Genomic DNA, 12,946 nt, shown 5'->3' on the forward strand with positions numbered 1-12,946 from the left:
CGGCGATCGAGGCGGCGATGTCCGCCTTCCGCCGCAAAGGTTACGAGGGAACCTCCATCCAGGACCTGGTCGACGCGATCGGAATGGGGCGCGGATCCCTGTACGCGGCGTTCAGCAGCAAGGACAACCTGTGCCTCGCGGCGATCGACCTCTACCGGGAGCGGTACGCCCTTTCGCTGGTCGAGCTGCTGCGTGGCCGACCGACTGCGGGCGACCACCCGGTCGATCGAGGGCGCGCTCTTCGACGTGATCGTTCAGGCACAGGCATCCGGCCGGCTGTCCGACGGACGCGGGGCGGCCGACCTCGCGCGGTTCCTGGTGACGATCATGCAGGGACTGCGCGTCATGGGAGCCATCGATCCCGATCGGAAGGCCCTGATGGCTTCGGTCGAGGTGGCCCTGACCTGCTTTGACCGAGCCCGCGTCCGCGGGCCGCCATGCCACAAGATCACGAAGGTCAGGTCCGGCGTACTAGGGTCGTCGGCGTGAGTGAGGTTGGGCGGGCGCTCGAAGACGACGCACTCGACGCACCAGGGGCACGGCTCCTGGATGCCGCGCGGGCGGGCGACTCCGACGCCTTCGGGCAGCTGGTCGATCCGTTCCGCGGTGAGCTGCAGGCGCACTGCTATCGGATGCTCGGGTCGATCCACGACGCCGAGGACGCGATGCAGGAGTCGCTGGTGCGGGCCTGGCGGGGTCTGGAGCGGTTCGAGGACCGCGGCTCGATCCGGCCCTGGCTGTACAGGATCGCGACCAACAGGTGCCTGACGCTCATCGAGCGCAGGGGTCGCCGGGAGCTTCCCACCGATCTCAGCCCGGGTGCCGTGCCCCTCGCCGAGACCTCGTGGCTCGAACCGTACCCCGACGAGGGACTGGGCGGGGCGGGTCTGGGCCCCGAGGCTCGCTACGTGGCGCGCGAGGGTGTGGAGCTGGCCTTCGTCGCCGCGCTCCAGCATCTGCCGGCGCGCCAGCGAGCCGTCCTGGTTCTGCGTGAGGTTCTCGGATTCTCGGCGCGCGAGGTCGCGGACCTGCTGGAGACCACGGTCGCGTCGGTCAACAGCGCACTGCAGCGAGCCCGCAGGGTCCTCGGCGATCGGCTTCCCGCCGTCAGCCAGCAGACGGAGCTGCGGTCCCTGGGGGACGAGGACCTTCGGAGGCTGGCCGACCGGTACGCGACCGCGTGGGAGATCGGGGACGTCGAGGCCATCGTGGCCATGCTCACCGACGACGCCAAGTACGCGATGCCGCCGTTGACCGAATGGTACGAGGGCCACGAGGGCATCAGAGCCTTCCTGGTCGAGAAGCCGCTGAGGTGGCGATGGCGCTTCCTGCCCGCGAACGCGAACGGGCAGCTCGCGTTCGGCACCTACATGTGGGACGAGGGCCGGTCCGCCTACGTCGCGTCGGGGCTCGACCTGCTCGCGCTGCGCGGCACGAAGATCGCCGAGGTCGTCTCGTTCCTGACGCCGGAGATCTTCGCCCTGTTCGGCCTCCCCGACGAGATCACGGAGTAATCCGGCCTCGGGCGATGAGTTCGGAGCCTCCCGCGGGTTGTACGCGGTGACGGAACCCGATCGACACGCAGGAGGCAGACCATGTTGCTCAAGGGCAAGAACGCGATCATCTACGGCGGAGGCGGCTCGGTCGGAGGTGCCGTCGCCCGTGCGTTCGGCCGCGAGGGGGCGCGGGTCTTTCTCGCCGGGCGGACCCGCGCGACGTTGGAGAAGGTCGCCGACCAGATCCGCGGTGCGGGAGGCGCGGCGGAGACCGCCGAGGTCGACGCGCTGAACGAAAGATCGGTCGACGAGCACGCGGCCGCCGTCGTGGCCGAGGCGGGAAGCATCGACGTGTCCTTCAACGTGATCTCCGACAGTGACGTGCAGGGAACGCCGATGATCGATATGTCGCTGGAGGACTACCTGAGCCCGGTCGTGACCGCCGTGAGCTCCAAGTTCCTCACCGCGCGCGCCGCCGCCCGGCACATGGCCGGGCAGCGGTCGGGCGTGATCATGGCCTTCGGCGGGCCGGGCGACCGAGGCTCGATGCGCCACTACAACCTGGGAGGGTTGCTGGTCGCGTTCGACGCGGTCGAGTCCATGCGGCGCCAGCTGGCCTCGGAGCTCGCGCCGTACGGGATCCGCGTCGTCACCCTGCAGACCGGCGGCCTGCCCGAGACGATCCCGGCGGGCACGGACCAGCGCAGGGCCATCGAGGACGACCTCGTCGGGCGGACCCTGACCGGGCGGGCGGCCTCGCTGGAGGACGTCGGCAACGTGGCCGTCTTCGCCGCCTCGGACTGGGCTCGAACCATGACGGGGTCGGTGATCAACATGACCTGCGGCGCGGTCCTGGACTGAGACACGACCGACCAGCCGAACGGTGCCGGACCGCCCGGCTGGTCGGCCGTGCCGCGCCCGACCGCCCGGCGGAGGCGTGTGCCGAACCCGATGTTGTCGGGTTTCCGCCGTGACAGGATGTGCGGAACATTGCTGATCTTGATGGGGGAAAGCCGATGACAGAGGCCACACCGCAGCTGGTCGTGGACGGCGCCGTTCCCCTGCGGCCGGTGATCTCCCCGGACGGCCGCTGGGTCGCCTATACCGTCACCCCGATCGGAATGCGGGAGAAGCACCCGGTCAGCGCGCTCTGGGTCGCCGCCGCCGACGGGAGCTCACCCCCCAGGAAGCTGACCGCGGGCACGGCGAACGACTCCGCCCCGCGCTGGACACCGGATTCGAGCTCGCTCCTCTTCACCTCGGACCGGACGGAGCCGGGCACCTCCCAGCTGCACCGCATATCGCTCGACGGCGGCGAGGCCGAGGCCCTGACCACCTGGAAGAGCGGGATCTCCGATCATCTCCCGCTCGGCGACTCCCACCGGATCGCCGTGATCGCCGCGGACGAGCCGACCGCGGAGGACGAACGCCGGAGGATCGAGCGCGACGACGCGATGGTATGGGGAGAGCGGGTGGCCTACGACCGGCTGCGGCTGCTCGACCTCGGCACCGGAGAGCTCCGGGTGGTGGACGGGCTCGGCGACAGGCACGTCGTCGAAGTGGCCCAGCGACCGGACGGCGGCCCGCTCGCGGTCATCAGCTGGGCCGCCCCGGACGGCGACCCCGTCAGCTTCGCCTCCGCGTTGCACGTGGTCGACCCGGGGACCGGGAAGGTCCAGGATCTCGGCCGGACCGAGTTGCAGGCGTTCTCGCCGACCTGGTGGAACACCGACGGCGCCTGGCACCTGGCCTACCTGGCGGTGACCCCGCCCGGCCCGGTCGGAGGCCTGGCCGTCTTCGACGTCACCGTTCCCGAGACGGGTGCCGCGGGGGAACACCGCAACCTGACCATCGGCATGACGGTCTGCCCGTCCGGCCTCGCGCAGGTCGCGGACGGCCCGCCGCTGGCGCTGTTCGCCGACGGGCTCGACACCGCGATCCACCGGCTCGACCCCGAGGCACGGCGGTTCCAGCAGGTGTCCTCCATGGATGGTTTCGCCGACTCGCTCACCGTGAGTCGCTCGGGTGAGGTCGTCGCCGCACTGGCGAGCACGGCCTACGAGCCGAAGAACGTTCACGCCGGACCGCTCACCGGGCCTCTCATCCGGCTCAGCGACACCAGGCCGGAGCTGCGCCAGGTCAGGTGGGGAGCTCAGGAACGCCTCTCCTACAAGGCATCCGACGGGCTCGTCCTCGACGGGCTGCTGATCCTGCCGGTCGGGCGGAGCCGCGATGACGGCCCCTTCCCGCTCATCACGCTGGTGCACGGCGGCCCCTACAGCAGGTACGCCGACCAGTTCATGCTCGGCCCGAACCCGTCGGGGCAGTGGCTGGCGACCGCGGGATACGCGGTCTTCCTGCCCAACCCGCGCGGCGGCGAGGGTCACGGGCACGACTTCGCGGCGACCGTCGCGGGCAAGGTCGGCATGGAGGAATGGACCGACATCGTCAGCGGGATCGACCTGCTGATCGCCGAGGGCGTCGCGGACCCGGACCGGCTCGGGATCGGCGGAGGAAGCCACGGCGGGTTCATGGCCGCGTGGGCGGTCGGGCAGACCGACCGGTTCAGGGCCGCGCTGGTGGGCGCCGGCATCAGCGACTGGGGAATGCTCGTCGCGACCGGCGAGGGGGGCATCCTGGAGGCGGGGCTCGGCGGCAGTGTCGGCTGGGAGGGGCCCGGACCGCACCGCCACGACCGGCTCAGCCCGATCTCGTTCGCCTCGAAGATCAACACCCCGGTGCTGATCCTGCACGGCGAGAACGACACGAACGTGCCGCTCGCCCAGGCGACGTTCTTCCACCGCGCGCTGCGTCATTTCGGCGTCGAGCACGAGTTCGTCGTCTACCCGCGAGAGGGACATTCGTTCAGGGAACGCAACCACCAGCTCGACGTGCTCCGGCGCACCCGCGCCTGGTTCGACCGATGGCTCGGCGACCCGGCATCGGATCGTACAGCGTGATTGCGGTCAATTGATATCCTCTCTGGGCTTGCCTGGCCTGCCCCCCATGTCGATCACGCCGGCCGGGGAAGAGCACGGCACCGCCGCGGAGAGAGCGGCGCCGGGCGAGCGGTGCGGGCCGGGGCCAGGGCACGGAATCGAAAATCACGGCCCGGGTCGTCGAACTTTCCCGGCCGCCGCCGCATCTCGTTGAGAGCGCTCAGTGCGCCCGAAAGGAGAACGGTGTGCCATCGAACCCGGAGTCGGACGTGGAGCTGGTCTTCGCCGCCCAGTCCGGAGACGCGACGTGCCTGGGGCTGCTGATGTCGCGGCACCTGGCCGGCATGCAGGCGGTCGCGCTGAGCATGCTCGGGTACGGGCCCGACGCCGAGGACGCCGTCCAGGACGCCATGCTGGTGGCGGTGCGGCGGATCGGCGAGCTGCGTGATCCGGCGGCCGTGGGCCCGTGGCTGCGGGCGATCGTGCGGAACGGTTGCCGGATGCGGCTGCGGGCGTCGCGCGCCGTACTGCTGGGCGACGTGGAGGCGCTGGCGCTGCCCTCCGGCGAACCGACGCCGGAGGAGCTGCTGGAGAGCCGGTCGCTGCGGGACTGGGTCTGGCACGCGCTGAGCGAGCTATCCGAACCGGTGCGTCTGACGGCCTTGCTGCGGTATTTCAGCGAGGTCTCATCGTATGAGCAGATCGCCGCGCTGTGCGGGGTGCCGGTCGGCACCGTCCGCAGCCGGCTGAGCCAGGCCAGGACCAAGCTCGCCACCGCGCTGGTGGACACGGCCGACCTGCTGCACGACGACGCCGCGTCGTTGAACGACGTTCGACGGCGGGAGGCCGAGGAGATGCTGGCGGCATCGCGCCGGGGCGCGTTCGCCGACGCCGTGAAGGAACGCTGGCGGCCCGACGCCGAGTTCATCGGGCCCGACGGCCGGCGGCTGGGCGACCAGGACTTCATGATCCGGGGAATGGAGTCCGACCTGGCGCACGGCGTACGGCAGCGCATCGTCAACGTGGTGTCGAGCGGGGACCTGATGATCTGGGAGGCCGAGCTGATCAACCCGCCGGATAATCCGGATCACTGCCCGCCCGGCGTGGTCTGGCTGCACCTCCTGCGCGACGAACGGGTCCGGCGGCTGCGGCTGTTCCACCCGCGGCCGGCGAGGCCCACGCCCTGAGATCCGGCCGCCGCGAGCAGGAAGGACCGGGTGTCCGCCGTCTGCGGCCCCCTGGGAATCCCGCGACCCCCGGGAGGCGTCGAGATCTCCCCTGGTGTCGAACCTCGTCAGCCGACGAGCAGCGTGCCGAACACGAGGTCGAAGAAGGGGTCGAAGGCGTCCGCCGAACGGTCGGCGCGGGCTGCGATGAGCGTGCCCTCCCAGGCGTTGAGGACGAAGCGTGCCGTCGTCTCGGGGTTGAGATCGGCGCGCACCGTCCCGGCGCCCTGGGCCTCGGTGAGCGCCTTCGTGATCAGGGCGGCCCACTGCCGGAGGCCGTCCTGCGCGGCCTCGCGGATCACCTCGCTGTGGTCGGCGATCTCGGTGCAGAAGTTGCCGATGAGACACCCTCGCGTGATCCCCCGGTGCAGGTTCTCGTCGCGGAGGAACTCGAAGTGCTCCCGCAGGCGCGTCAGGGGGTCGACGCCGCCGTCGGCGAGCTCTCGCAGGCGGAGCCCGTCGCCGTAGCGCTGTATGGCCACGACGGCCAGGGCTTCCTTGCTGGCGAAGTGGTTGTAGAACGACCCCTTCGGCACGCCGGCCGCGTCGGTGATGTCCTTCACCCCGGCCGCGCTGTAGCCATAGGTGTGGAACTGCTCCAACCCCGCTTCGACGATCTCCTCGCGCATGCTCTGCCTGGCCATGGTCACCACCTCCCGCTCTAATATGGTCGGTCGTCTTAGCGGTGTCAAGCCTGACCCCGACGACCAGGCGAGGGTGACTCGCCGCCTTCACGGTCATTCGTGACCGATGACCGCGAGGGGGCCCACAGCCCCTCACAGCCCCCCACGGCACTCATGGCCGACAACTGCGAAGGCGACTCACAGCCTCACGGCCGCTCGTGGCCTGCGACCTCCGGGCCCTGGAGACCTGGCTCGTCACCGGCGGCGGCCGGCGGCCGAACTCCTGCCGGAGCGCGGCGGCCACATCACCCCCGAGCTCTGACCTGTGAAAACATGTGAAATACAATGATCGGGCGCACGTTTCAGGCCTTTCTTGCGTTGCGCGGCCCAACCACCCGGACGGAAAACCCTGACGTGGGGAGGAGCCAATGGCCAAGCTGCTGGCGGTCAACGTCGGTCTGCCGCAGGACGTCCCCTGGCAGGGCAGGAACGTGCACACCGGTGTGTGGAAGCAGGCCGTCACCGGTCCCCGGATGGTGCGCCGGCTCAACATCGACGGGGACGGTCAGGGAGACCTCGCCGGGCACGGCGGTGAGCACCGCGCGGTGCTGGTCTACCAGATCGACTCCTACCGCCACTGGCAGGAGCAGCTCGGACGCGACGACTTCGTCTACGGGCAGTTCGGGGAGAACTTCACCGTCGACGGGCTGCCGGACGACGAGGTGTGCATCGGAGACCGATACCGGATCGGCGAGGCGGTGTTCGAGGTCACCCAGCCGCGCGTCACCTGCTACCGGGTGGGCCTGCGGATGGAGGAGCCCCGGATGCCCTCCCTGCTGGTGTCCCACCGGCGTCCCGGGTTCTACCTCCGGGTCCTCACCGAGGGACGCGTGGAGGCGGGAGAAGAGATCGTCAAGGTCGCCTCCGGCCCGGAGGGCGTGACCGTCGCGGAGATCGACGCCCTGCTGTACCTGCCCGGCCACCCCCGCGACCAGCTCGCCCGGGCGCTGCGCGTTCCCGCCCTCAGCCCGGGGTGGAAGGGCTCCCTGCAGGCACTGCTCGACCAGGCCGAAGGCGTCCCGGGGAAACCGGCGGGCAACGCGGGACTGGCCTCCGCCGGTCCGCCGCCCGCCTGGGACGGGTTCCGGCCGTTGAAGGTCGCCCGCATCGACGCGGAGAGCAGAACCGTGTTCTCGCTGACGCTGGCCGCCGTCGACGGAGCGCCGCTGCCGGCGGCGCTGCCGGGGCAGTTCCTCACCTTCCGGTTGCGCCCGGAGACCGCCGGTCCCCCGGTCATCCGCAGTTACTCGATGTCCGGCCGCCCGGGGTCCACGTGTTATCGCATCAGCGTGAAGCAGGAACCGCGGGGCGTCGCCAGCGGCTATCTCCGCGCTCACCTGCGCGTCGGCGACATTCTCGACGTCGCGGCCCCCAGGGGGACCTTCACCCTGCGGGACGGCGACTCGCCGGTCCTGCTGGTGTCCGCCGGCATCGGAGCCACTCCCGTCCTGGCCATGCTGCACGCGCTGGCCGCCGCCCGCGACCCGCGTGAGGTGTGGTGGCTGTACGGGACACGCGACGGCGCCGAGCACCCCTTCGCGCAGGAGAGCCGTGACCTGCTGGCCCGGCTCCCGAACGCCCACGAGCACGTCTTCTACAGCCGTCCGGCACCCGATGACCGCCGGGGGGTCGACTACGAGACCGCGGGACGGATATCGGCCGACCTGCTCGACGGCCTCCGGGTTCCACGGGTGGCCGACGCCTATCTCTGCGGCCCTCCGGCGTTCATGCACGAGCTTCCCGCCGCCCTCGCCTCCGCCGGCCTCACTCCCTCCCGGATCCACACGGAGATCTTCGGTGCGGGGCCGGCCCTGACGCCCGGGCTTACCAATGTCGCCGCGCGGCCGGTGCATCCGCCCGCGGGTCCACCCGGCCAGGGACCGGCGATCTCGTTCGCGCGCAGCGGTCTCACCGTCGAATGGGATCCCTCGTACGCGAGCCTGCTCGAGTTGGCGGAGGCCTGTGACGTGCCGACCCGCTGGTCCTGCCGTACCGGCGTCTGCCACACCTGCGAGAGCGGTCTGCTGTCCGGAGCCGTCGGCTACTCCCCCGAACCGGTGGAGGCGCCGGCCGAGGGCGACGTGCTGATCTGCTGTTCCCAGCCCCGGGACGATCTCGTCCTGGACCTGTGATCTCTTTTCCACACAGGTCCAGGCGCTGGGCACGGCCGCTCAGCGGACGGCTCGGTAGCGGACCGGACCAGATCCGGTCGCGTTCACAGCCAGCCGGGCAGCACGAGCACCAGCCAGGTGACGAGCGGTGCCACCACCACGATCACCGCGCCGTAGGCGACCAGCTTGCGGAAGAAGGCGTCCCGGTCCACCCCCTGCGCATTGGCGAGGACCAGCGCGCCGTTGGTCGAGAAGGGGCTGCAGTCGACGATGGTCGAGGAGACCGCGAGCGCCGCGATCACTCCCACGGCGCCGACCTCGCCCATGAGCAGGAACGGCACCGCCAGGGGGATCGTCGAACCGAGCACCCCGACCGACGAGGCGAAGGCGGACACGATGGCTCCGATGTAGCAGAGCAGAAGGGCGGTGATCAGCGGTGCGCCGATGTGGGCGACACCCTCCCCGACCGACTTGATCGTGCCCATCTTCTCGAGCACTCCGACATAGGTGACCACACCGGTGATGAGCAGGACGGTGGACCAGCTGATCTTGTCCACCGCTCCCTTCTGGACCGTCGGAGAGATGATCGCGAGCAGCACCGCCACGGTGATCGAGACGAAGCCGACCTCGAGCTCGAACACGAGGGCGCCGACGCCCAGCACCAGCAGGCCCACGACGGTGAGGATCTGGTCGCGCGTCGGACGCAGGAGCGTCGCCTGCGCCGTACCGCGCTCGCCGCCCTGGACCTCGCCCTGAACGCCGTCCCGAACGCCTTCCTGAGCCGGCCGATCCACCGACTCCCTACGCCCCAGCAGTTCCCGCCCGCCGAACAGGACGAAGATGATCACCGCTACCAGGGTGTTGAAGGCCAGGCTGCTCAGGAAGATGGCGATCGTGCTGTCCGGCAGCCCGGCCCGCTCGACCACCTGGTTGACGATCCCGCCGTAGACGCTGATGGGAGAGAAGCCTCCCGCCTGGGCCCCGTGCACGACCATCAGACCCATGAGCAGGGGGTTGGTGCGGTGCTGCGCGGCGAATCCGAGGGCGATCGGGGCGATGATGGCCACGGCGGCCGGGCTCACCGCTCCGATCGCGGTCAGGACGGCCGCGACGCCGAACATGATCCAGGGGATCGCGATGATGCGCCCGCGGACGCCGCGCACGGCCAGCCGGACGAGCCAGTCCACCGTCCCGTTGTTCTGGGCGATGGCGAAGAGGTAGGTGATGCCGACCAGCGTCAGGAACAGATCACCGGGAAAGCCCGCGAAGATGTCGTCCGCGGACAGGTCCGCGACGTAGACGCCGACCAGGAACGCCGCCGCGAAGGCGATCGCCCCCATGTTCACCGGCAGCAGGGTGGCCACGACGAACATCGCCACCAGCACGAGGATCGAGATGATCTCTGGAGACATGCTCACTCCGAGGCTCAAAAGAGGGAGGGCGGCCCGGCGAGCCAGGCCGTATCCGACCGATCATGACGAGCGTAAGGTGATCACTGCTGGGATGGCCATGGTATGGGGGAAGATGTCACCGGGCCCGTCATCACACGCGGGTGTGCCCGGGCGGGTTGACGAGGCGGCCGGCCCACTCGTCAGGGATGTCTCTTCGCTCCCGGGTGCAACACGGCCACCATGTCGGCATAAATCCGACATACAGTTTCAAAATGGACAGCGATCAGCTTCTCGGTGCCGTGCGCTCACGCGGTGACGGGAGGGGCGTTCACCGAAGCGGATGCCTCTCTCACCCGTGGTCGTGTCAGGGGAATGACCCGTGACGCCGGCCGGCCCTGCGACGGTGAGGAGCGGTCATGCCCTGGTGATCGGTGCGAGCGTCGCCGGTCTGCTCGCGGCCCGCGCGCTCGGTGACACCTTCTCGCGGGTCACCGTGATCGACCGGGATGTCCTTCCGGACGGGCCTGTCCCCCGCAGGGGCGTCCCGCAGAGCCGTCAGCTCCACATCCTGCTCGCCCGCGGCGTGGAAGCCCTCGACGAGCTGTTCCCCGGGTTCTCGGAGGAGATGACCGCGGCCGGTATCCCGCGCGGGGACGCCCAGGTCGACCTTCGCACCTACCTCGACGGCCACCTCCTCCGCCCCGCGCCCTCCGGAATCATCGTGTTCAGCATGAGCCGTCCACTGATCGAACACATGATCCGGACCCGCGTGGCGGCCTTGAAAGGCATTGAGATCGTCGATTCGACCGACGTGCTCGGGCTCGTCACCGATACGGACCGGCGACGGGTCACGGGCGTTCGGGTCAGGCGGTGTGCGGATGACGCGGAGGAGCTGACGGTCGACGCGGACCTGGTCGTCGACGCCTCCGGACGCGGCTCACGCGCCCGGGTGTGGCTGCGGGAGCTGGGTTATCCGCAGCCCCCGACGTCGAATGTACGGCCTGATGTCGTCTATGTGACCCGCCACTACCGGCGCGAGCCACAGCACCTGAACGGACACAACGGCTCCGCGATGGTGCCTTTCCCCGGCCTGCCGCGCGGAGGAGGCGTCCTGCGGGAGGAAGGGGGCCGATTCGCGGTGGTGCTCTTCGGCCTGGTCGGCGAGGAACCGCCGCTCGACGACGGAGGCATGAAGGCCTATGCCGAGACCCTCAGCGGACCCGACGCGGCCGAGATCATCCGTTCGGCGAGGCCGTTGGACGAGCCCGTCAAGATGCGGTATCCGGCGAGCGTACGTCACCATCACGAAAAGCTCGACCGGCACCTGAACGGCTTTCTGATCACGGGCGACGCGCTGTGCAACTTCAACCCGACCTACGGCCAGGGCATGACGGTGGCCGCCCTGGAAGCGCTTCTGCTCCGTGGGCTTCTCGCCGACGGCACCGGCGACCTCGCCCACCGGTTTTTCCCGGCGGCGGCCAAGGTCGTCGACGGTGCCTGGTTCCTGGCGGCAGGCGGCGATCTGCGTTTCCCCCAGATCGAAGGAGAGCGGAAGGCGATCGACCGGCTGGTCGGCCGGTACCTTGACCACTACCGCGCCGCGGCCTCGGTCGACCCCGTGCTCGGGGCGTCGTTCATCCGGGTGGCCAACATGCTCGACCCGCCCACCCGGCTTCTGTCGCCCGGTCACGTGTTCCGCGTGTTCCGTTCGGCGAGAAAGGCCGTCAGGGCGTCGGCCTCGCGAGCGGAGGCCACCGGTGACATCACCCGTCCCGCCTCCCCGGCCTGAGGCCTCATGGTCACCGTCGGCCCCAGGCCTTCCGGTCGCCGTTCCCATCCCGGCGCGGGAACCGGCCGGGGCACGCCGGTCCCCCGCGGACTTGTCGTGGCCCTCGTCCTGCCGGTAGACCTGATGGTCCGGGTCACCCCGCGGTAAGGGCGTCCGTGATCTCCGTGAGGGCGGTCGGGGCGTTCGGCCGAGGGTGGTCCGGCGCGCCGTCAGCGCGGTGGTCCGGTGCGTCGCGCCGGGTGGACCAACCGAAGAGAGTCAGGCCAATGCCCCAGTCACCGACCTACGACGACGTCCAGAGCGCCGCCGCGCGCATCGCGTCACACGCTCACCGCACGCCGGTGCTGCGTTCGCGCCGTGTCAACGAAGACCTCGGCGCCGATGTGGTGTTCAAGTGCGAGAACTTCCAGCGCATGGGCGCCTTCAAGTTCCGCGGCGCGTTCAACGCCCTGTCGCGGTTCACCGCCGAGCAGCGACGCGCGGGCGTGGTCGCCTACTCCTCCGGCAACCACGCCCAGGCGATCGCCCTGGCCGCCCGGCTGCTGGACATCCCGGCCACGATCGTCATGCCCCACGACGCACCGGTCGCGAAGGTGGCCGCGACCAAGGGCTACGGCGGGCAGGTCGTCGCCTACGACCGCTACACCGAGGACCGGGAGGAGATCGGTCGCGCTCTTGCCGCCGACCGCGGCCTCACCCTGATCCCGCCGTACGACCACCACCATGTGATCGCCGGTCAGGGCACCGCGGCCAGGGAGCTGTTCGACGAGGTCGGCGACCTCGACGCGCTCTTCGTGCCTCTGGGCGGCGGCGGGCTGCTCTCCGGCACGGCGCTGTCGGCCAAGGCGCTGTCGCCCGGATGTGAGCTGTACGGCGTCGAGCCCGAAGCCGGCAACGACGGCCAGCAGTCCCTGCGCCAGGGCTCCATCGTCCACATCGACACCCCGAAGACCATCGCCGACGGCGCGCAGACCCAGCATCTCGGCACCCACACGTTCGACATCATCCGCCGCGACGTCAACGACATTCTCACCGTCACCGACGCCGAGCTCGTCGAATGCATGAGGATCTTCGGGTCCGTCATGAAGATCGTCGTCGAACCCACCGGCTGCCTCGGTTTCGCCGCCGTCCGCAAACTCGCCGCCCAGCTGCGCGGGCGGCGGATCGGAGTGATCGTCAGCGGCGGCAACATCGACCTCGACCGCTTCGCGTCGCTGACGGCCTCCTGAGCCCCCGGCCGCACGGCGACGCCGGGAGCGATCGGGGATGATGACGACCGGTCCGGCGGGGGCGCTGCGGTACGGGGAAACG

At 70.3% G+C, this 12,946-nt stretch carries 10 protein-coding genes and 1 pseudogene; 9 read left to right on the forward strand and 2 right to left on the reverse strand.

Annotated features, from left to right (window positions below; translation table 11 throughout):
• Nucleotides 1–17: 17 nt before the first annotated feature.
• The 6 genes and pseudogenes from DKM19_RS53075 to DKM19_RS25355 all read left to right on the forward strand — a co-directional run.
• Nucleotides 18–128, forward strand: a pseudogene (locus DKM19_RS53075) (TetR/AcrR family transcriptional regulator); the annotation flags it as partial.
• Between the two features lie 64 nt (nucleotides 129–192).
• Complete coding sequence (locus DKM19_RS51945; protein ID WP_239513578.1) at nucleotides 193–489, forward strand: hypothetical protein; 297 nt, start codon at nucleotides 193–195, stop codon at nucleotides 487–489.
• Nucleotides 486–1,514: a sigma-70 family RNA polymerase sigma factor gene (locus DKM19_RS25340; protein ID WP_239513579.1), complete on the forward strand. Its 1,029-nt coding sequence runs from the start codon at nucleotides 486–488 to the stop codon at nucleotides 1,512–1,514. The genes DKM19_RS51945 and DKM19_RS25340 overlap by 4 nt, the downstream gene beginning before the upstream one ends.
• Nucleotides 1,515–1,595: 81 nt before the next feature.
• On the forward strand, nucleotides 1,596–2,357 hold the full coding sequence (locus DKM19_RS25345) for an SDR family NAD(P)-dependent oxidoreductase (protein ID WP_110698903.1): 762 nt from the start codon (nucleotides 1,596–1,598) through the stop codon (nucleotides 2,355–2,357).
• A gap of 155 nt (nucleotides 2,358–2,512) precedes the next feature.
• Nucleotides 2,513–4,456, forward strand: coding sequence for a S9 family peptidase (locus DKM19_RS25350; protein ID WP_110698904.1), 1,944 nt, complete (start codon nucleotides 2,513–2,515; stop codon nucleotides 4,454–4,456).
• 224 nt (nucleotides 4,457–4,680) lie between these two features.
• On the forward strand, nucleotides 4,681–5,622 hold the full coding sequence (locus DKM19_RS25355; protein WP_204358215.1) for an RNA polymerase sigma factor: 942 nt from the start codon (nucleotides 4,681–4,683) through the stop codon (nucleotides 5,620–5,622).
• A 107-nt stretch (nucleotides 5,623–5,729) separates the two neighbouring features.
• Here DKM19_RS25355 and DKM19_RS25360 read toward each other — a convergent pair whose 3' ends face one another.
• A complete protein-coding gene (locus DKM19_RS25360; RefSeq protein WP_110698905.1) occupies nucleotides 5,730–6,305 on the reverse strand; it encodes a TetR/AcrR family transcriptional regulator in 576 nt (191 codons plus the stop codon).
• 407 nt (nucleotides 6,306–6,712) lie between these two features.
• On the opposite strand from DKM19_RS25360, the gene DKM19_RS25365 reads away from it, so the two are divergent.
• Entirely contained in the window at nucleotides 6,713–8,476 is a 1,764-nt protein-coding gene (locus DKM19_RS25365) for an MOSC and FAD-binding oxidoreductase domain-containing protein (protein WP_110698906.1), read from the forward strand.
• A gap of 83 nt (nucleotides 8,477–8,559) precedes the next feature.
• Here DKM19_RS25365 and DKM19_RS25370 read toward each other — a convergent pair whose 3' ends face one another.
• On the reverse strand, nucleotides 8,560–9,867 hold the full coding sequence (locus tag DKM19_RS25370) for an SLC13 family permease (protein WP_110698907.1): 1,308 nt from the start codon (nucleotides 9,865–9,867) through the stop codon (nucleotides 8,560–8,562).
• Between the two features lie 403 nt (nucleotides 9,868–10,270).
• Here DKM19_RS25370 and DKM19_RS25375 point away from each other — a divergent pair, with 403 nt between their 5' ends.
• Both DKM19_RS25375 and DKM19_RS25380 read left to right on the forward strand, forming a co-directional pair.
• Nucleotides 10,271–11,635, forward strand: a complete 1,365-nt coding sequence (locus DKM19_RS25375; RefSeq protein WP_204358216.1) for an NAD(P)/FAD-dependent oxidoreductase — start codon at nucleotides 10,271–10,273, stop codon at nucleotides 11,633–11,635.
• A gap of 266 nt (nucleotides 11,636–11,901) precedes the next feature.
• A complete protein-coding gene (locus DKM19_RS25380; RefSeq protein ID WP_110698908.1) occupies nucleotides 11,902–12,864 on the forward strand; it encodes a threo-3-hydroxy-L-aspartate ammonia-lyase in 963 nt (320 codons plus the stop codon).
• Nucleotides 12,865–12,946: the final 82 nt, after the last annotated feature.

It is taken from the genome of Streptosporangium sp. 'caverna', from assembly GCF_003203775.1.
GTDB classification, from domain to species: domain Bacteria; phylum Actinomycetota; class Actinomycetes; order Streptosporangiales; family Streptosporangiaceae; genus Streptosporangium; species Streptosporangium subroseum.

Bases quoted from the DNA above. Each gene is read 5' to 3' on its own strand.
- DKM19_RS25365 (WP_110698906.1), top strand. From the start codon at position 6,713: ATGGCCAAGCTGCTGGCGGTCAACGTCGGTCTGCCGCAGGACGTCCCC.
- DKM19_RS25350 (WP_110698904.1), top strand. From the start codon at position 2,513: ATGACAGAGGCCACACCGCAGCTGGTCGTGGACGGCGCCGTTCCCCTG.
- DKM19_RS25345 (WP_110698903.1), top strand. From the start codon at position 1,596: ATGTTGCTCAAGGGCAAGAACGCGATCATCTACGGCGGAGGCGGCTCG.
- DKM19_RS25370 (WP_110698907.1), bottom strand. From the start codon at position 9,867: ATGTCTCCAGAGATCATCTCGATCCTCGTGCTGGTGGCGATGTTCGTC.
- DKM19_RS25360 (WP_110698905.1), bottom strand. From the start codon at position 6,305: ATGGCCAGGCAGAGCATGCGCGAGGAGATCGTCGAAGCGGGGTTGGAG.
- DKM19_RS25380 (WP_110698908.1), top strand. From the start codon at position 11,902: ATGCCCCAGTCACCGACCTACGACGACGTCCAGAGCGCCGCCGCGCGC.